The following is a 17,837-nucleotide window of genomic DNA, read 5'->3' on the forward strand; positions in this document are numbered from 1 at the left end:
ATCCCGTTTCATGGCGAAGGGATCAATCGCGCCGGAACAATGTTGATGACGATCGCTGGGTGAAGGTCGGCAAGAACATGACAAATCAACGACAATTGCGCGCCGCGAGCAGCGAACTCGATCTCCTCGATCGCTACTGGCGTGCCGCCAACTATCTCTCGGTCGGGCAAATCTATCTCCTCGACAATCCGCTGTTGCGCGAACCGCTACGGCCCGAGCACATCAAGCCGCGCCTGCTCGGCCATTGGGGCACGACGCCCGGCCTGAACTTCATCTATGCTCACCTCAACCGCGTCATCCGTGCGCTCGACCTCAACGTGATCTACGTCTGCGGTCCCGGCCATGGCGGCCCGGGCATGGTTGCCAACACCTATCTGGAAGGCAGCTACAGCGAGATCTATCCCGACATCGCGCGCGATACTGAGGGATTGCGCAAGCTGTTCAGGCAGTTCTCCTTCCCCGGCGGCATTCCGAGCCACGCGGCGCCGGAAACGCCGGGCTCGATCCACGAGGGCGGCGAGCTCGGCTATGCGCTGGTGCACGCCTATGGCGCGGCATTCGACAATCCCGACCTCATCGTCGCCTGCGTCGTCGGCGACGGCGAGGCCGAAACCGGCCCGCTGGCGGCGTCGTGGCACTCGAACAAGTTCTTGAACCCGGCCCATGACGGCGCGGTGCTGCCGATCCTGCACCTCAACGGCTACAAGATCGCCAACCCCACCGTGCTCGGGCGGATGCGCAACGAAGAGATCCGCGACCTCTTCCGCGGGCTCGGCCATGAGCCGCTGTTCGTCGAAGGCGACGATCCCAAATTGATGCACCAGGCCATGGCGGATGCGCTCGACGTCGCGCTCGTCAGCATCCGCTCGATCCAGCAGCACGCCCGCGATGGGCGCAAAAGCGTCGAGCGACCGCGCTGGCCGATGATCGTGCTGCGCAGCCCCAAGGGCTGGACCGGCCCGAAGGAGGTTGACGGCAAGAAGGTCGAAGGTTTTTGGCGCGCGCATCAGGTGCCCGTTGCGAGTTGCCGCGAGAATCCGGCGCATCTGAAGGTGCTCGAAGACTGGATGCGCAGCTATGAGCCGGACAAGTTGTTCGACCCCAGCGGGGCGCTGATTCCCGAGCTTCAGGCGCTCGCGCCCGAAGGCCAGCGGCGAATGGGGACCAATCCGCATGCCAATGGCGGACTGTTGAAGAAGGAGCTGAAGCTGCCGGACTTCCGCAGCTTCGCTGTCGAGGTACCGCAGCCCGGCGGTGTCGTGGCGGAAGCCACACGCGAGCTCGGCAAATTCCTGCGCGACGTCGTTCGCCTCAACGCCGAGGCGCGCAATTTCCGCATCATGGGCCCGGACGAGACGGCATCAAACCGGTTAGACGCGGTGTTCGAGGCAACCGAACGCGTCTGGATGGAGCCAACCGAATCTTACGACGTGCATCTCGCGCAGGACGGCCGCGTCATGGAGGTCCTGAGCGAGCATCTCTGTCAAGGCTGGCTCGAAGGCTATCTGCTCACCGGCAGGCACGGCTTCTTCTCCTGCTACGAGGCCTTCATCCACATCGTCGATTCCATGTTCAACCAGCACGCCAAATGGCTGAAGGTGACGCGCGATCTGCCATGGCGCCGCCCGATCGCCTCGCTCAACTATCTCTTGACCTCGCATGTCTGGCGCCAGGACCACAACGGCTTCAGCCATCAGGATCCTGGTTTCGTCGATCTCGTCGCCAACAAGAAGGCTGACATCGTCCGCATCTATTTCCCGCCTGATACCAACACGCTGTTGTGGATCGTCGATCATTGCCTGCGCACCTACAACCGCATCAACGTCATCGTCGCGGGCAAGCAGCCGGCGCCGCAATGGCTGTCGATGCAGGAGGCGGCTACGCATTGCGACGCCGGCATCGGCATCTGGACCTGGGCGGGCACGGAGGAGGCAAACGCAGAGCCCGACGTCGTGATGGCCTGCGCCGGCGACGTGCCGACACTGGAGACGCTCGCCGCCGTCGACCTGCTGCGCAAGGCGCTGCCCGAATTGAAGATCCGCGTCGTCAACGTCGTCGACCTCATGACGCTGCAACCTCGGGCGCAGCATCCGCACGGCCTCTCCGACCGCGACTTCGACAGCCTGTTCACATCGGACAAGCCGGTGATCTTCGCCTATCACGGCTATCCTTATCTCATTCACCGGCTGACTTATAACCGCACCAATCATACCGGCATGCATGTGCGCGGATTTGCCGAGGAAGGCACCACGACGACGCCGTTCGACATGGTCGTGCTCAACGGGCTCGACCGCTACCATCTCGCGATCGAGGCGATCGAGCGCGTGCCGGGGCTTGCGACCAGGGCTGCGCAGGTCAAGCAACAGTTCCGCGACAAGCTGATCGAACATTCCCGCTACGTCCGCGAGCATGGCGAGGACATGCCTGAGGTCCGCGACTGGGTCTGGCCGAACAGCGCCGGCGGCAACACGCCAGCCGAAGCCGGCGACTGAAGCCATGTCGGACACTGTCCTTGTGCTCAACTCCGGATCGTCGAGCATCAAGTTCGGGCTGTTCGAGTTGGCGGCGTCCGGCCCCGGCCTGCTCTGCAACGGCTTGCTCGACGAGCACGAAGCAACGCCCCGCCTCGTGGTGAAGCGCCCGGCGGGCGAGAAGCTGTTCGAGACGCGAAGGGACGCGTCGGATACGGACAGCGGTCATCTGTTCGCCGACGTGCTGACCTTCGTAGACCAGCATTTCGGCGAGCATCGCCTGCGCGCCATCGGCCACCGCATCGTCCACGGCGGGCCGGACTACTCCGGACCCGTCGCGCTGACGGACGACGTCTATGCCAAGCTGGAGGCGCTGACCCCGCTGGCCCCGCTGCACCAGCCGCGTTGCCTGGAGCCGATCCGCATCATCCAGGCGACCCGCCCCGGTCTGACGCAGATCGCCTGTTTCGATACCGCCTTCCACCACAGCCTGTCGCCGCCCGCGCGCCGCTTCGCCATTCCGAGGCGCTATGAGGAGCGCGGCGTGCGGCGCTACGGGTTTCACGGCCTCTCCTTCGAATATGTCGCGGGCCGCCTCGCGGCAATCGCGCCGCAGCTCATCGCAAAGCGCACCGTCATCGCCCATCTCGGCAATGGCGCGAGCCTGTGCGCGCTGCACGAGGGCCGCAGCATCGACACCACGATGGGGCTGACGCCGCTCGACGGCCTCGTGATGGGCACGCGCTGCGGCACGATCGATCCCGGCGTGCTGCTCTATCTGCAACAGCACGAGAACATGCCGGCCGACGACCTTCAGCATTTGCTCTATCATGAGTCAGGCCTGCTCGGCGTCTCCGGCATCTCCGCGGACATGCGCACGCTGCTCGCGAGCAGCGAGGCCGCGGCGCGGGAGGCGGTCGATCTCTTCGTGCTCCGCGCGACGCAGCAGATCGTCATGCTGGCGACTACGCTTGGAGGGTTGGACTGCCTGATCTTCACCGGCGGCATCGGCGAGCATGCGAAGGAAATCCGGTTCGCAATTGGTGAACGCCTCGCCTGGCTCGGCATGCGGATCGATGCCGGTGCGAATGATGCCGCGCGCGAGCGCATCAGCCGGGGCGATAGCGCTATTGAGGTGTTCATCATTCCAACGAATGAGGAACTCACGATCGCGCGGCATTGTGCGGCGGCGCTGCAGATAATAGAGGGCGCATCGGATTAGCCCTTGATGACCGTCAATCCGTCGTTGCGAGCGAAGCGAAGCAATCCAGACTGGCTCTTCGGCGGGACACTGGATTGCTTCGCTTCGCTCGCAATGACGAAGAATGCGGTAAAGCAGCGCATCACAACGCACCGGCGAGCGTGGGGAGAACCCCTCACCCAAGTGAGTTTGCAAGTGAGCTTGCAAGTGAGCTGTGCCGACCAGCGGCGCTGCCCTCTCTCACAAGATGAGAGGGCGCAGTCACGCGCATCTCGCTCTCATTTCTAATGCGTCCCCGACCAGATCTGGAAGCACCCGATCGCGACCTCGATCACGATCAGCACCACCACCGCAATTTCGAGGCGGAGCGAGCGCTGGGTGTCGATGATGTCGGTCAGCGCGTTGGCGGTCTCCGACACCGCCGTGAGCTTGCGCTCGAGTGTGTCGAGGCGCTCCTTCAGCTCATACTCGTCCTCAAGACGGGCATAGAGCCGGTCGAGCTCGGGCTTCTCCCAGAGCACGTCGGGTTTTTCGGCGACGGCAACACGGCCCGCGACACGCTGCTGGACGAGAAGCGCGTTGCCGATCAGCCGCAATATACCTTTGCGCCGGCGCGGTGTACGGCCGCGCTCGGCGAGCTCCCGCGCAAACGGCTCGATCACGTCGAAGACCGCGGCGACGCGCCGCTCGTCGCGGGCCAGCGACGTGCTCTTGGCGAGCGCATCCGCGATCAGGAGTAGCCGGTCGTCGGAAAATTTGGCGAGGCAAATCGGTCCGCCGGGCTGGATCGCCTCGGCATTTTCGTCCTTGCAGAGCTGCGCCTGCGCGGTCTCTTCCTCATACGGACTGAACTCGCCGATCACCCGCGGCTTCAGGCTGTCGATCAGCACCTTCTCCTCGGAGGGCAGAAGTCCGATCAGCACCACGACGCCATAGCGGAAGATCACGACAAGCCCGGCATGGACGCGAAAGGCGGCCGGCGTCGAGGACACCAGTGTGCCGATCTCGAGGCCGGAGGCATTGATGCGGTCGCCCAGCATCAGGGCGCGAACCCGCAGGGTCGGCGCGGCGTCCTGCTTCGGCGTTGCTGCCGTCGTGTTGACAGCGAGTTGATCGGCGTTCATGCGAAGCCTCCGTCAGCACCCAATCGGCACCCAAGTCGCACATCTTTCCCGTTCGGCGGCTGGTTGCAGCCGATCCTCAACTGGACGATTGCGAACTGCCCTGCGCGGCGCAATATCGCTCCGGGTTAATACGGCCCGGATGAGCTTGTGCCGAAACATTCAACAATAATACCATCCCGCACGCGACACATTTGGGCGGTGGCGGGTTTACCATTGCATGCCGAAACCCGCCGAAAAGTTGCACTCGGCAACGCCACGTGTTTATGACAACATCATGAACAGCTACGCTTCTTCCGAAGTGCAGATATTAAAGCTTCAATCATGCTGAGCGTCATCATTCCGACCGAAGGCGTCGAGCAGACGGCAGTCGCAACGCTGGCCGCGCTCGTCCCCGGCGCCGCGGCCGGCGTCATCCGGGAAGTGCTCCTGGTCGATGGCACCGGCAACGGTGTCATCGAGCGCGTCGCCGATGTCGCAGGTTGCCGCTTCATCGGCTTCGAGGGATCTTCGCAAGGCGCCGCGCGCGCCGCCGGCGCCCTCCAGGCCCGGTCGCCATGGCTGATGTTCCTCCCCGCCGGCGCGGTGCTGGAAACCGGCTGGATCGAGGAGACCACCCAGTTCATCCAGGCCGTCTCGAGCAGCGGCCGCGATCGCGCGGCGGTGTTTCGCTATGCGCGCTCGCCCTACGCCGATACCGGGCTCCGCGACATTTTCCGCGCCGTGGCGCGCAAGCTCGTCGGGCCGCTCGGCGATCAGGGGCTTTTGATCGCACGTGATCACTACGACCGGATCGGCGGCTACTCGCCGCAGGCCCGCCGTTCCGAGGCACGGCTACTCCGGCGGCTCGGCCGCTCGTCCCGGACCATGCTGCGCAGCCGGATCGTCATGGTCGGCTGAAGCCACCCGATACTTGTCAAAGTCAAACAATTGTTTGACAATGGCAAGTATCGAGGTGACCCATGTCAATTGCCGCTACCGACGACCACATTGCAGCGGTCCGCGCCTTCAACCGCTTCTATACCCGCAAGCTTGGTGTGCTCGACCAGCACCTTGGAAAAAGCCCATTTTCGCTCAGCGAGGCCCGGGTACTCTATGAACTCGCGCATCGCGACGACCTGGCGGCCAAAGAGATCGGAAACGAGCTTGGTCTCGATCCCGGCTATCTCAGCCGCATCATACAAAGCTTCGACGAAAAGGGGCTGATCACGCGAAAGCCCCTGCCCGCAGATCGCAGGCAATACCAGCTCAGCCTCACCGCCAAAGGGCGCCAGGCCTTCGCCAAGCTGAACCTGAGCTCGCAAAATGAGGTCGCCGCAATGCTGGCTCAGGTTTCGGCCAGCGATGCAGCGCGTCTTACGCAGGCCATGGCGACCATTGAGGCCGTGCTGGAGCAACGTCGAAGCCAGCCCGCGCCTTTCATGCTGCGCAGCCATCGCGTCGGTGACATGGGCTGGGTCATCTCCCGGCAGGCCGCCGCCTATGCCGCGGACTATAATTGGGACATCAGCTACGAGGCGCTGGTCGCCGAGATCTGCGCAGAGTTCATCAAGAACTACGACGCCGCGCGCGAGCACTGCTGGATCGCGGAGGTGGGTGGCGAGCCGGTCGGCTCGATCTTTCTGGTCAAGGCCACCGATGAGATCGCCAAGCTGCGCCTGTTGCAGGTGGAGAAGAAGGCGCGAGGGCTCGGCGTCGGCCGCGCGCTGGTCGAACAATGCATCCAAGGCGCGCGCGAGAGGGGCTATAGCAAGATGACACTGTGGACGCAGAGCATCCTCGTGGCCGCGCGGAGCATCTATCAAAGTGCAGGCTTCAAGCTCGTGAAGGAAGAGAAGCACCACAGCTTCGGTGCCGATCTGGTCGGCGAGACGTGGGAGCTGGATCTATAACGCTCTTGCAGCAAGCGAGGTGCGCATAAATGATGCCCTCGCCCCTTGCGGGAGAGGGCATGTCAACTGTCAGACACGGGCTCGCTTGGGTGAGGGGTATCTCTCTGGGCACGCCGTGCGGAAAGATACCCCTCATCCGGCGCTTCGCGCCACCTTCTCCCACAAGGGGAGAAGGGAAGAAAGTATGGCTACACCGTCGCTCCCTGCGCTTTCGGCCGGCGCAAGTGCTCGTCCAACCGCGGCATGATCTCAACGAAATTGCAGGGACGCGTGCGGTAGTCGAGCTGCGCGGCAAGGATGCCGTCCCAGCCGTCTCGGCAGGCGCCGGGGGAGCCGGGCAGGCAGAAGATGTAGGTCGCCCCCGCAACGCCCGCAGTAGCGCGGCTCTGGATCGTCGACGCACCGATCTTGGCATGGCTCAGCATGTGGAATGCGATCGAGAAGCCGTCCATGCGCTTCTCGAACAACGGCTCGATCGCCTCCGGCGTGACGTCGCGCCCGGTGAATCCGGTGCCGCCGGTGGTGATGACGACGTCTATGCCGGCATCCGCAATCCAGCCGCGGACCACGCTGCGGATCGCCTCGATGTCGTCGGTGACGATCTCGCGCGCGGCGAGCTGATGGCCGGCGGCGGTAAGGCGCTCGGCGAGCGTCTGGCCCGACTTGTCGTCGGCGAGGGCGCGCGTGTCGGACACGGTGAGCACCGCGATGTTGAGCGGGATGAACTGTTTTGTTTCGTCGATGGAGGCCATTCTTCACTCTCGCTCGTCGTTCCGGGGCTCGCGGAGCGAGAACCCGGAACCTCGCGCCGCAACTTCTGGATTCCGGGTTCGCGCTACGCGCGCCCCGGAATGACGGCTTACAACGCGCCGGCACCGAACGTGTTGCAGGCCTGCACCGTGCCCTGCTGGTAGCCGGTCATGAACCATTGCTTGCGTTGCGCCGCCGAGCCGTGGGTGAAGGAATCTGGCACGACGCGGCCCGTCGCCTGGCGCTGCAGCGTATCGTCGCCGATCGCGCTTGCCGTGGTCAGCGCGGCGTCGATGTCGCCGGGCTCGAGGAAGTTCGGACGCTTCTTGGCCTCGCGGTTGACCCAGACGCCGGACAGGCAGTCGGCCTGCAATTCCACCTTCACCTGAAGCGCATTCGCCTCGGCCTTGCTGCCGGCCTGCTGCTGCAGCCGCGTCACGCGCGGGATGATGCCGAGCAGGTTCTGGATGTGATGGCCGGCCTCGTGCGCGATGATGTAGGCGGTGGTGAAGTTACAGGCGGACTTGCCGGAGCAGCCGCGGAAGCGCGTCTCGACCTCGCGGAAGAAGCCGGTGTCGAGGAAGATGGTGCGATCCGGCGGGCAATAGAACGGCCCCATCGCCGATTGCGCCATGCCGCAGCGGCCGCCATTGGTGGCATTGCGGAACAGCACGATCTTCGGGCCGGTGTAGGACTGGCCGGAGGCCTGGAAGATCTCGCTCCAGCGATCGTCGATCTCGCCGAGGATGCCGGAGATCATGCTGCCCATCTCGTCGGTCGGCGCGCCGCGCTTGCCGGAGGACGCCTGGCGGTCGGTCTGGTAGGTCGGTGCATGGCCGCCGCCGGTGAGGATCTCGGCGCCGCCGATCAGGATGCGCGGGTCGATGCCGAAGGCATAGCCGACCAAGCCGAGGATGATGATGGTACCGATACCGAGCCCGCCGCCGCCCATCGGCAGCCCGAACCCGCCTCCTCCGCCGCCAAACCCACCACCCTCGTCGCGACGATCCTCGATGTCGTCGCTGCGGCGGAAGTCGTCGTAACGCATGGCGGCTTTTCCCCTGGGGGTCCCTGATTCGAGTTCGGCGGCGCGCATGACCACTGAAGCTCAACGCGCCACACACGTAAAATTTCCGTTGCTTTTATCAATATCGTGGCCGGCAAAAATTGCCTAGTGCGACACCATGCCGATGCCAGCAATTTTTTCCGAGGCTCGAGCAACTTTTTCCGAGAGAAATTTGGCGCCTTCCTGGAGCCTCGACTGCTTCCGCGACGCGAAGAAGCGCGAATTGCACTGTAAAACAGGGGGAATGCGCGCGACGTCCCGCACACAATTGGCGATGCGGAGGCTGCTCACGAAAGCGGCGGGTTAAGTCGATTTTTACTTTGCCGCTTCAATGTAACGGTCAGTCGGTTGTTTGGTCCCGCGTCGCCGACAGCGTCGCCTGAGTCAGAGTTCTTGAGTCATGGTAGAGTCGCGTCGCGGGGCGTCTGCAAGGGCGCCCCGCACAAATTTTGAGTCCCCTTCGCATCGTATCATCCTCGGTGATTGCGTCGCCGAGATGTCGAAGCTTCAGGCCGGTTCGGTCGACCTCGTGTTTGCCGATCCGCCCTACAATCTTCAACTTAAGGGCGATCTCAAGCGCCCTGACGAATCCCATGTCGATGCCGTCGACGACGACTGGGACAAGTTCGATTCGTTCTCCGCCTATGACGATTTCACCCGCGCCTGGCTGCTTGCCGCCCGCCGCGCGATGAAGCCGTCGGCGACAATCTGGGTGATCGGCTCCTACCACAACATCTTCCGCGTCGGCGCCATCATGCAGGATCTCGGCTTCTGGCTCCTCAACGACATCGTCTGGCGCAAGACCAACCCGATGCCGAATTTCCGCGGCCGCCGTTTCACCAACGCGCACGAGACCATGATCTGGGCCGCGCGCGACGAGAAGGCCAAGGGCTACACGTTCAACTACGAGGCCCTGAAAGCTGCGAACGAGGACGTGCAGGCGCGTTCCGACTGGCTGATTCCGCTCTGCACCGGCGAGGAGCGCCTCAAGGGCGCCGACGGCAAGAAAGTTCATCCGACGCAGAAGCCGGAAGGCCTGCTCGCGCGTGTGCTGCTGTCCTCCTCCAGGCCCGGCGATCTCGTGATCGATCCCTTCAACGGCACCGGCACCACCGGCGCGGTCGCAAAACGTCTCGGCCGCTCCTATATCGGGTTCGAACGCGACAAGACCTATGCGAAGGCGGCCGAAGCCCGCATCGCGGCCGTCGAGCCGCTGCCGGAAGAGAGCCTGGCCCCGTTCATGACCGCGCGCGAAGCGCCGCGGGTGGCGTTCTCCGAGCTGATCGAGCGCGGCATGATCATGCCCGGCACGAAGCTGTTCGACGCCAAGAAGAAGCTCGGCGCTCTCGTGCGCGCCGACGGCGCCATCACGTTAGGGGACAAGGTCGGCTCGATCCACCGCATCGGCGCCGTGGCGCAAGGCTCGGCCGCGTGCAACGGCTGGACTTTCTGGCACGTCGAGACCAAGAAGGGCCTCAAGCTGATCGACGAGCTCCGCGCCGAGATCCGCGCCGGCATGGCGGCGGAGTAGTTTCCCCTCTCGATGGTCATTCCGGGGCGCGCCTCTTGGCGCGAACCCGGAATCCATTGGCCCCCGTGCCCCCGTTGTACGATGGATTCCCGGCCCGCGCTTCGCGCCCCTCGGCATGACGAGCGTAGTTGAACGCGCCCGCTGTCAGGACTAGGATCAGCACATCGCACCCCGTCCTGGTCCGGATCCCATGCGACGACAGTCCGAGACATTGCTGCTGGTGCCGCTGCTGCCGATCTTCCTGCTCGGCATGTTTCCGATGTTCCTGATCGCACTGTTGGGATTTTTCGGCCTCGCCTTGTTCGGAGTGCTCGTGGTCTGCGTCGGGCTTGCCAGCAGCAACGAGGCCCACGACAACTTCAACCACGATGTCATCGTGCACGGCTACGCGCGCGGATCGGAGCGCAAGGCGCGGGCCTCCGACATGCATCTCGCGACCAAGCTCGGGCTGCGCCTGGAAGCGGTCGGCGCGGCGATGGTCATTACGGCGGCGATCGGGCTGGTCTGCGCCGGCTGATCTGCGCCGCGCGCAGATACCGCCCGGCAAACTCGCCGGTTGCGCATCCGCATGGTTCGGGTCAGACAAAGCGGCCTCGCGGCAATGATGCGGCGCCGCTCTCGGCAACGAACCCCTGGGGAGATGATCGATGCTCAAATTCTACTTCAACGGATCGCCGAACCCGACCAAGGTCGCGCTGTTCCTCGAGGAGGCCGGACTGCCGTTCGAGCCCATCGCGATCGACACCCGCAAGGGCGAGCAATTCACGCCGGAATTTCTCAAGATCAATCCGAATGCCAAGGTGCCGGCGATCGACGACGGCGGCACCATCGTTTTCGACAGCAACGCCATCCTGCTCTATCTCGCCGAGAAGACCGGCAAATTCCTGCCCGCCAATCGCGCCGAACTCCTGTCCTGGCTGATGTTCGTGGCAACCGGTGTCGGCCCCTATTCGGGCCAGGCCGTGCACTTCAAGCATTTTGCGCCGAAGGACCAGAACCACGACTACGCCCACAACCGCTACCAGTATGAGACCGATCGCCACTACAGGGTTGTCGACGCTCACCTCAAAGACCGTCGCTACATGGCCGGCGACGACTATTCGATCGTCGACATGGCGCTGTGGGGCTGGGCGCGGATGGTGCCGTTCAAGCTTGGCGACGACGCCTTTGCGCGATACCCGAATGTGAAGCGGCTGGTGGACGAGATCTCAGCGCGCCCCGCGGCTGCGCGTGCCATCGCGTTGAAGGACAAGTTCACCTTCAAGGCCGAGATGGACGACGAGGCCCGCGCCAACATGTTCAAGCACATGACGGCGAAAGTGGCCTGATCGCGCCGCGCCGGTCCATGAGGCCACGCGCATGCGCGTGGCCTCGTGCTTTTGCGACTCAGGCGGCGTGGACCGAGTTCAGGAACCTGGCGACCTCGACCTTCAAGCGGTTGCTGTCCGCCGATAGCGAGCGCGCCGCCGAGAGCACCTGCGAGGAGGCCGAACCGGTCTCGGACGCCCCGCGCTGCACGTCGCCGATATTGGTCGAGACGCGCTGGGTCCCGTGCGCGGCCTGCTGCACGTTGCGGGAGATTTCCTGCGTGGCGGCGCCCTGCTCTTCCACGGCGGCGGCGACCGCCGAGGAAATCTCCGACAGCCGCTCGATGGTGCCGCTGATCTCCCTGATGGCGCCGACCGATTGCTCGGTAGCGCCCTGGATGTTGGCAATCTGCTGGCCGATCTCGCCGGTCGCCCTCGCCGTCTGCTCCGCGAGCGCCTTGACCTCGGACGCGACGACGGCAAAGCCGCGGCCGGCCTCGCCCGCGCGCGCAGCCTCTATGGTGGCGTTGAGTGCGAGGAGATTGGTTTGCCCGGCGATCGTGCTGATCAGCTCGACGACATCGCCGATCCGAGCGGCCGCCTTGGAGAGCTCGCCGACACGGTCATTGGTCCTGCTCGCCTGACCCACGGCCTCACCCGCGATGCGGGCGGATTCCTGCACCTGGCGGGCGATCTCGCTGACCGACGAGGACAGCTCCTCGGTGGCGGAGGCGACCGCCTGCACGTTGGCGGTGGCTTCCTGCGATGCGGACGCCACTTCAGTCGACAGATCCTGGGCGCGCGAGGCGGTCGTGGTCAGCGTGCCGGCGGACGCTTCCAGCTCGTTCGACGCCGATGACACTGTGTTGACGATCTCGCCGACGGCCCGCTCGAACTGGTCGGCAAGCCTGACCATGTCTTTCTTGCGGTTTTCGGCCTGCCGCGCCTCGAGTTCGGCCTGCTCTGCGCGCATGCGCTCGGTGTCGATCATGTTGTCCTTGAATACCTGGATCGCTTTGGCCATGTCGCCGATCTCGTCCGCCTTGCCGCTCCCGGGAATGTCGACATCGAGATTGCCGCCGGCCAGCCGCCCCATCGCGCGCGTCATCGAGGTGAGGGGCCCGACGATGCTGCGGGCGATCAGGAAGGCGACGATGCCGCCGAACAGGATGGCGAGGCCGCCGGCGATCTCCTGAATGGTCGTCGTGCCGGCGATCACAGCTTCGGCATGGTTACGCGATTCCTGATAGTCTTTCTTCAGCGTCGCTTCCGCGGCCTTGAGCCTGGCGATACTATCGACGATGAGGGGCGCGAGATTCTTGTGATAGATCTCGTCGGCCTGAAGCATCGCGGCCGATGTCGTCTCGAACGCGGATTTGTAGATTCCGAGCGAGGTCTTCACCGGCGCGAGCGTGGCGCGCAAGTCCGTCGCCTGTGGGCTTTTCTCGATCGCCGCGAGCCGTTGCGCTGCCCTGTCCACGCTCGCCCTGAAATTCGCCGGCCCCTGCGCGTCACGCACGGCCAGAAAACGCCAGTTTGCGACCCGGACAAGGAGGATTCTGGATTCGAGGTCCGCGACCAGCGCTGCGGTGTCCTCGTCGGCCGAGGCGCGCGCCGCATCGACCAGCTTGCCCATCTTGACGGCCAGCTCCTCCCCGCTCGGCAGCAGCGTCGCCTTGCCCGTTCTTGCCTCGTTGACGGCGTCTCCGAGATTGTCACGCAGCCGTCGCATTTTGGCGATGTCGTCGATGAGGCCGTTGTAGAGCGCTCGCCGCTCCTCCGAGCGCGTTCCCTTCGCCCCGACCTGCAACAGCTCGGTCGCCGCGGTCTCCCGCTCTTGCGCCTCCTTCATCGCCGGCTCGTTGGCGTCGTAGACGTAACGCAGATTGGCGCGCTGAATCGCCTGAAGATGGGCCGATATCTCCAGCACCCGCGCCGTGCTGTCCGAGAGCGCGGATTGTCTTGCGACCTGATCCTGCACCGCCCGCAAATTCCAGACGGCGACCACCGCCATCACCAGACCGACCGCCACAAGGGCCATGAAGCCTGCGTACAGGCGTCCCCTGATCCGCAAACGAAACTTCGGCATTCCCACTGTCCACCCAGATGCATTTCACTTCGAGCGGCCGAACAATTCCGGCGATCGTCACCGGCCACCCTGGCAGCCGCGCGTCGCGTCTTTGCGACTCACGCTGCACCGCGACACAATGGGGGACACTCGTTAATTGAACCTTCCAATTTTTCACGCCGAGCCGCGGCAACGCCGACGCAACTGCCGATTTTGTCGGCAGTTGCGCAAGGTTCTGGCGTGCGTCCCGCACCGGCTTGCAGATCGCTGCATGGGATGCCCTGGACGCGCTCTCTCTATTTCCGCCGGACAGGCTTCTTCAGCTCGTAGGCGATCTCTGCCCGGGTTATCCCACAGTCCTGAAGCTCCCGTTCGGTCATGGCGGCGAGCTGAGATCGTGCCTGAGACCGCTCGCGCCTGAGGCGGGCCATTTCGACCAGCGCCTGCCAGGTCTGCACGATCGTTATCGGCTGTGGCGGACGACATCGGCCGGCGGAGGTGACGCGGCTCAATCCACTCAGCTCGCCGCCCTCATGCCCGCTTGGGGAAAAGGACCGAGCGCCTTCTCGGTCAGGACTGAGTCGCAATATTCCCGGATCTCCTTGATCTTGCCGTCCTCCAGGCGAAACACGAGACAATAGTCGTTGTCGTAACGGACACCTTCGGGCGTGACGTTGTCGCCCTTGGCTTCCACCACGACGATATCGCCATCGGCAATGAAGCGGTGGGCGACCGTGCGCGTGCGGTCACGCAGGCGGGTGCGGACATAGCCGTGCAGATCGTTGAGGATCGCCTCCTTGCCTGCGAAGGTGCGCGACCAGGAATATTGCCCGGTCACGACCCATTTGGCGTCGTCGGCAAGGCTCGCGGCGAACAGCGCGCGGTCGCGCGCTGCGGGATCAGGGTTGGCGGCGGCGGCAAAGATATCCTGCATCAGTTTCTTGTTAGCGCTCGCGCTCATGGCGGCATCTCCTTGTGGTGACATCGGGGAAGATCATCGCCGGCCGAATACAATTCTTCAAATCGATAGCTAATATGATATCTATTCACCTCATGAATTTGAATTCGCTTGACCTCAACCTCCTGACCGCTCTCGATGCATTGCTGCGCGAGGCCAATGTCAGCCGCGCCGCACTCCGGATCGGGCCTGTCGCAACCGGCGGCGAGCCATGCGCTCCAGCGCCTGCGTGACATCTTTGGCGATCCGCTTTTGGTGCGTACCGGCGCGCGCATGGAGCTGACACTACGGGCCGAGGCGCTCCGCGCACCGCTGGCCCACGCGCTCGACCAGGTGCGTGGATTGTTCGTGCCTGAGGACTTCGACGCGGCGCGTAGCGAACGGCAATTTCGCCTGATGATGCCGGACCTTGCGGTCGAGCTGTTGATGCCGCCGCTGATGGAGAAGGTGACGCGCCTTGCGCCCAATGTCCGCATCGAAATCGTGCCATGGCGGGGACCTGCGATCTTCCACGCCGAGTTCGCCCGCACCATCGACCTCGTGATCTCGATCGGCAACGCCTTCAAGGGATTTCACCGCCAGCTGCTTTACACCGACAGCGATGCGCTGGCGGTGCGGCGCGGCCATCCCATGGGGGCGAAGCTGAAGCGCCGCTCGGCGTTCCTAGCTGCGCGTCATGTCGGCGTGATCATCCGCGGCCAGAGCGAGGATCTGATCGATACCTGGCTGCGCAGCAAAGGCATCGAGCGGCACGTCTCGCTGGTCGTGCCTGGATACCTCGAAGCCCTGCACGTCGCCGCCCGCACCGACCTCGTCGCCTTCGTGCCGCGCCGGCTGATCGCGGCGCTGTCGAGCCAGCTCGGCCTCGTCACGGTGACGCCGCCGCTCGACCCCGGCATCGACGAGCAGTTCATGTTCCATCCGACCCGCGCGCAGATGGACCCGGGATCGGTCTGGCTGCGGCGGCTGATGCTGGACACCGGACGGGAGTTGGAGAAAGCCAAGCGCAAGCTCCCGTAGGGTCGGCAAAGCGAAGGTGCCCACCATCTCGCGGCTTGGAAATGGGTGGGCACGGCACTTCGCGCCTTTGCCCACCCAACAAGGCCGCTTATGCCTTCTGCGCCTCCATTACCTTGCGCACGGCGGGGCGGTCGGACATGCGCTTGAAGTGATCCGCGATCTTCGGCGTCGCGTTGATGTCGACGCTGTCGCCTTCGAGCCAGGTCGAGAGGGTGTAGAGATAGGGATCGCAGATCGTGTACTGCTCGCCCATCACCCAAGGGCCCCGAAACATCTTCTGCTCGATCAGGGAGAAGCAGGCGCCCATGGTCTTCGGGACCATCGCCTTCATGTCGGCGAACGAGCTCTCCTGCGTCGCCCAGCGCGGACCGCGCATCTTGTGGGCATGGTTGATGTGTACGGTCGAGCAGAGATAGGAGTTGAACGACTGCACCTGGGCGAAGTCGAATGGATCGTCGAGCGGCGCGAGCTTCGCCTTGGGGAAGGTCTGCGCGAGGTAGGCCAGCATCGCCGGCGTCTCGGTCAGGACGCCGCGATCGGTCACCAGCGCCGGCACGCGGCCCTTCGGATTGATGGCGAGATAGTCCGGGCTGTTCTGCTGGTTATCTTTGAAGCTCAGCCGTTCGGCCGTGTAGTCGGCGCCGGCCTCCTCTAAGGTGATGTAGGTGGCGAGCGCGCAGGTGCCAGTGGCGTAGTAGAGCTTGAGCATGTCGGACCTCGTGGGAAAGCTGGAAATTAACGGCTGCCGGCCCCCACGTCCATAGCACGATACCCTCTTCGCAGTTGCCCACCGCCGCCCGCCTGTGCCAAGACGCCGGCAACAGGAGGGGGTTTGTCATGACGGTACTCATCGCCGGTGGCGGCATCGGCGGGCTGACGCTTGCGCTCAGCCTGCACGGAATCGGCGTTCCCGTAAAAGTGTTCGAGAGCGTCGCGGAATTGAAGCCGCTCGGCGTCGGCATCAACGTGCTGCCGCATGCGGTGCGCGAGCTGATCGAGCTCGGACTGATGGAAAAGCTCGACGCCAGCGGCGTGCGCACCCGCGAGCTCGCCTATTTTTCCAAGCATGGCAAGCCGATCTGGAGCGAGCCGCGCGGGCTAGAGGCCGGCTACAAATGGCCGCAATTCTCGATCCATCGCGGCACGCTCCAGCAGCTCCTGCTCGACACTGCGGTCGAGCGGCTCGGCCGCGAGAACATTCTCACCAGCCATCATCTGACCGGCTGGACCGAGACGGCGGGTGGCGTGCGCGCCGACTTCATCGACAGGGCGACCGGCAAAGCCGCAGGCAGCTACGACGGCGCGATCCTAATCGCCGCCGATGGCATCCATTCCGCCGCGCGCGAAAAGCTCTATCCGAACGAAGGTCCGCCGATCTGGAACGGCCGCATTCTCTGGCGGGGCGTCACGCCGGCGAAGGCCTTCCTCACCGGCCGCACCATGATCATGGCCGGCCATGAGATCCTGAAATTCGTCTGCTACCCGATCTCGAAAGAGCCGGATGCGGCGGGCAATCACCTCATCAACTGGGTCGCCGAGCGCCACATGCCGCCGACCTATCAATGGCGCCGCGAGGACTATAACCGCACGGCGCGGCTGGAGGAATTTCTGCCCTGGTTCGAGAGCTGGCGGTTCGACTGGCTCGACGTGCCCGGCCTGATCAAGAACTGCCCGCACGCCTACGAATATCCGCTGGTCGACCGTGATCCGGTGTCGCAATGGACGTTCGGCCGTGTCACGCTGATGGGCGATGCCGCTCATCCCATGTATCCGATCGGATCGAACGGCGCCTCGCAGGCGATCCTCGATGCCCGCGTCATCACGCGTGAAATCCTGGCGCATGGACCGACGCAGGCAGCGCTGCTCGCCTATGAGGCCGAGCGCAGGCCCGCGACCACCGACCTCGTCCTGCTCAACCGCAAGAACGGCCCCGAGCAGGTGATGCAGCTGGTCGAGGAGCGCGCGCCCGACGGCTTTGAGGTCGTCACCGACGTGCTGTCGCAGCAGGAGCTGGAAGACATCGCCGCCAACTACAAGCGCGTCGCGGGTTTCCAGGTCGAGGCGCTGAACGCCAAGCCGGCAATCGTGAGCAAGGACGCGAAGCGGGTCGGTATGCGCTAGCTCAAAGCGAGTGCGCATGAGTGTGCCCTCGCCCCGTGTGGGAGAGGGCAACTCGCCGGTAGACACAGACTCACTTGGGTGAGGGGTTCTCTCCGCGCGTTCACGCGATTTGAGTTCGCGGAGAGATACCCCTCATCCGGCGCCAAAGCCGAAGCTTCGCTTCGGCGTCTTTTAAGGACGGCCGCCGGAGGCGGCCTTTGCCACCCTCTCCCACAAGGGGAGAAGGGAAGTGGGTCCAAACCGGCTACATGGGTAACAGACTAGACCGGCGACATGGGTAACAGGTCAACTATTCGGCAAGGAGGGCTTGCCGATGGCTTGGAAGGAGACC

At 64.3% G+C, this 17,837-nt stretch carries 15 protein-coding genes and 1 pseudogene; 9 read left to right on the plus strand and 7 right to left on the minus strand.

Annotated elements, in window-relative coordinates; translation table 11 throughout:
* Nucleotides 1–77: 77 nt before the first annotated feature.
* Both IVA91_RS14195 and IVA91_RS14200 read left to right on the plus strand, forming a co-directional pair.
* Complete coding sequence (locus IVA91_RS14195) at nucleotides 78–2,492, plus strand: phosphoketolase family protein (RefSeq protein WP_247279650.1); 2,415 nt, start codon at nucleotides 78–80, stop codon at nucleotides 2,490–2,492.
* A gap of 4 nt (nucleotides 2,493–2,496) precedes the next feature.
* Complete coding sequence (locus IVA91_RS14200; protein ID WP_247279649.1) at nucleotides 2,497–3,693, plus strand: acetate/propionate family kinase; 1,197 nt, start codon at nucleotides 2,497–2,499, stop codon at nucleotides 3,691–3,693.
* A 263-nt stretch (nucleotides 3,694–3,956) separates the two neighbouring features.
* Here the strand turns inward: IVA91_RS14200 and IVA91_RS14205 are convergent, their stop codons facing one another.
* On the minus strand, nucleotides 3,957–4,796 hold the full coding sequence (locus tag IVA91_RS14205) for an RMD1 family protein (RefSeq protein ID WP_247279648.1): 840 nt from the start codon (nucleotides 4,794–4,796) through the stop codon (nucleotides 3,957–3,959).
* Between the two features lie 321 nt (nucleotides 4,797–5,117).
* On the opposite strand from IVA91_RS14205, the gene IVA91_RS14210 reads away from it, so the two are divergent.
* Both IVA91_RS14210 and IVA91_RS14215 read left to right on the plus strand, forming a co-directional pair.
* Entirely contained in the window at nucleotides 5,118–5,693 is a 576-nt protein-coding gene (locus tag IVA91_RS14210; protein ID WP_247279647.1) for a glycosyl transferase, read from the plus strand.
* Between the two features lie 62 nt (nucleotides 5,694–5,755).
* Complete coding sequence (locus IVA91_RS14215) at nucleotides 5,756–6,685, plus strand: helix-turn-helix domain-containing GNAT family N-acetyltransferase (RefSeq protein WP_247279646.1); 930 nt, start codon at nucleotides 5,756–5,758, stop codon at nucleotides 6,683–6,685.
* 188 nt (nucleotides 6,686–6,873) lie between these two features.
* Here the strand turns inward: IVA91_RS14215 and moaB are convergent, their stop codons facing one another.
* Both moaB and IVA91_RS14225 read right to left on the minus strand, forming a co-directional pair.
* Nucleotides 6,874–7,437: a molybdenum cofactor biosynthesis protein B gene (gene moaB, locus IVA91_RS14220; RefSeq protein ID WP_247279645.1), complete on the minus strand. Its 564-nt coding sequence runs from the start codon at nucleotides 7,435–7,437 to the stop codon at nucleotides 6,874–6,876.
* Nucleotides 7,438–7,544: 107 nt separating this feature from the next.
* Nucleotides 7,545–8,483: a neutral zinc metallopeptidase gene (locus IVA91_RS14225; RefSeq protein WP_247279644.1), complete on the minus strand. Its 939-nt coding sequence runs from the start codon at nucleotides 8,481–8,483 to the stop codon at nucleotides 7,545–7,547.
* 418 nt (nucleotides 8,484–8,901) lie between these two features.
* Between IVA91_RS14225 and IVA91_RS14230 the strand changes: the two genes are divergently transcribed.
* The 3 genes from IVA91_RS14230 to IVA91_RS14240 all read left to right on the plus strand — a co-directional run bounded on the left by IVA91_RS14230 (nucleotide 8,902) and on the right by IVA91_RS14240 (nucleotide 11,360).
* The gene (locus IVA91_RS14230) at nucleotides 8,902–10,032 is read left to right on the plus strand and encodes a site-specific DNA-methyltransferase (RefSeq protein ID WP_275996481.1); all 1,131 of its coding nucleotides are present in this window, start codon (nucleotides 8,902–8,904) and stop codon (nucleotides 10,030–10,032) included.
* A 190-nt stretch (nucleotides 10,033–10,222) separates the two neighbouring features.
* Nucleotides 10,223–10,549 (plus strand): hypothetical protein, encoded by a 327-nt coding sequence (locus tag IVA91_RS14235; RefSeq protein WP_247279642.1) that lies wholly within the window; start codon nucleotides 10,223–10,225, stop codon nucleotides 10,547–10,549.
* Nucleotides 10,550–10,679: 130 nt separating this feature from the next.
* Nucleotides 10,680–11,360, plus strand: a complete 681-nt coding sequence (locus IVA91_RS14240) for a glutathione S-transferase family protein (protein WP_247279641.1) — start codon at nucleotides 10,680–10,682, stop codon at nucleotides 11,358–11,360.
* Between the two features lie 58 nt (nucleotides 11,361–11,418).
* Here IVA91_RS14240 and IVA91_RS14245 read toward each other — a convergent pair whose 3' ends face one another.
* From IVA91_RS14245 to IVA91_RS14250, 3 genes are all read right to left on the minus strand, one after another.
* The gene (locus tag IVA91_RS14245) at nucleotides 11,419–13,428 is read right to left on the minus strand and encodes a methyl-accepting chemotaxis protein (protein ID WP_247279640.1); all 2,010 of its coding nucleotides are present in this window, start codon (nucleotides 13,426–13,428) and stop codon (nucleotides 11,419–11,421) included.
* 275 nt (nucleotides 13,429–13,703) lie between these two features.
* Nucleotides 13,704–13,838 (minus strand): DUF1127 domain-containing protein, encoded by a 135-nt coding sequence (locus IVA91_RS36820; protein ID WP_247279679.1) that lies wholly within the window; start codon nucleotides 13,836–13,838, stop codon nucleotides 13,704–13,706.
* Nucleotides 13,839–13,924: 86 nt separating this feature from the next.
* Nucleotides 13,925–14,368 carry a nuclear transport factor 2 family protein gene (locus IVA91_RS14250; RefSeq protein WP_247279639.1) on the minus strand — a complete coding sequence of 148 codons (444 nt, stop codon included), beginning with the start codon at nucleotides 14,366–14,368 and terminating at the stop codon, nucleotides 13,925–13,927.
* Between the two features lie 92 nt (nucleotides 14,369–14,460).
* Here IVA91_RS14250 and IVA91_RS14255 point away from each other — a divergent pair.
* Nucleotides 14,461–15,385 (plus strand): annotated as a pseudogene (locus IVA91_RS14255) (LysR family transcriptional regulator).
* Nucleotides 15,386–15,473: 88 nt separating this feature from the next.
* Here the strand turns inward: IVA91_RS14255 and IVA91_RS14260 are convergent.
* Entirely contained in the window at nucleotides 15,474–16,094 is a 621-nt protein-coding gene (locus IVA91_RS14260) for a glutathione S-transferase family protein (protein WP_247279638.1), read from the minus strand.
* A 128-nt stretch (nucleotides 16,095–16,222) separates the two neighbouring features.
* Here IVA91_RS14260 and IVA91_RS14265 point away from each other — a divergent pair, with 128 nt between their 5' ends.
* On the plus strand, nucleotides 16,223–17,506 hold the full coding sequence (locus tag IVA91_RS14265; RefSeq protein ID WP_247279637.1) for a flavin-dependent oxidoreductase: 1,284 nt from the start codon (nucleotides 16,223–16,225) through the stop codon (nucleotides 17,504–17,506).
* Nucleotides 17,507–17,837: the final 331 nt, after the last annotated feature.

The sequence above is a fragment of the Bradyrhizobium sp. 153 genome (genome assembly GCF_023073835.1).
GTDB lineage: Bacteria > Pseudomonadota > Alphaproteobacteria > Rhizobiales > Xanthobacteraceae > Bradyrhizobium.

Bases quoted from the DNA above. Each gene is read 5' to 3' on its own strand.
- IVA91_RS14195 (WP_247279650.1), top strand. From the start codon at position 78: ATGACAAATCAACGACAATTGCGCGCCGCGAGCAGCGAACTCGATCTC.
- moaB (WP_247279645.1), bottom strand. From the start codon at position 7,437: ATGGCCTCCATCGACGAAACAAAACAGTTCATCCCGCTCAACATCGCG.
- IVA91_RS14260 (WP_247279638.1), bottom strand. From the start codon at position 16,094: ATGCTCAAGCTCTACTACGCCACTGGCACCTGCGCGCTCGCCACCTAC.
- IVA91_RS14265 (WP_247279637.1), top strand. From the start codon at position 16,223: ATGACGGTACTCATCGCCGGTGGCGGCATCGGCGGGCTGACGCTTGCG.
- IVA91_RS14235 (WP_247279642.1), top strand. From the start codon at position 10,223: ATGCGACGACAGTCCGAGACATTGCTGCTGGTGCCGCTGCTGCCGATC.
- IVA91_RS14230 (WP_275996481.1), top strand. From the start codon at position 8,902: ATGGTAGAGTCGCGTCGCGGGGCGTCTGCAAGGGCGCCCCGCACAAAT.
- IVA91_RS14205 (WP_247279648.1), bottom strand. From the start codon at position 4,796: ATGAACGCCGATCAACTCGCTGTCAACACGACGGCAGCAACGCCGAAG.
- IVA91_RS14215 (WP_247279646.1), top strand. From the start codon at position 5,756: ATGTCAATTGCCGCTACCGACGACCACATTGCAGCGGTCCGCGCCTTC.
- IVA91_RS14210 (WP_247279647.1), top strand. From the start codon at position 5,118: ATGCTGAGCGTCATCATTCCGACCGAAGGCGTCGAGCAGACGGCAGTC.
- IVA91_RS14200 (WP_247279649.1), top strand. From the start codon at position 2,497: ATGTCGGACACTGTCCTTGTGCTCAACTCCGGATCGTCGAGCATCAAG.
- IVA91_RS14250 (WP_247279639.1), bottom strand. From the start codon at position 14,368: ATGAGCGCGAGCGCTAACAAGAAACTGATGCAGGATATCTTTGCCGCC.
- IVA91_RS14240 (WP_247279641.1), top strand. From the start codon at position 10,680: ATGCTCAAATTCTACTTCAACGGATCGCCGAACCCGACCAAGGTCGCG.
- IVA91_RS36820 (WP_247279679.1), bottom strand. From the start codon at position 13,838: ATGGCCCGCCTCAGGCGCGAGCGGTCTCAGGCACGATCTCAGCTCGCC.
- IVA91_RS14245 (WP_247279640.1), bottom strand. From the start codon at position 13,428: ATGCCGAAGTTTCGTTTGCGGATCAGGGGACGCCTGTACGCAGGCTTC.
- IVA91_RS14225 (WP_247279644.1), bottom strand. From the start codon at position 8,483: ATGCGTTACGACGACTTCCGCCGCAGCGACGACATCGAGGATCGTCGC.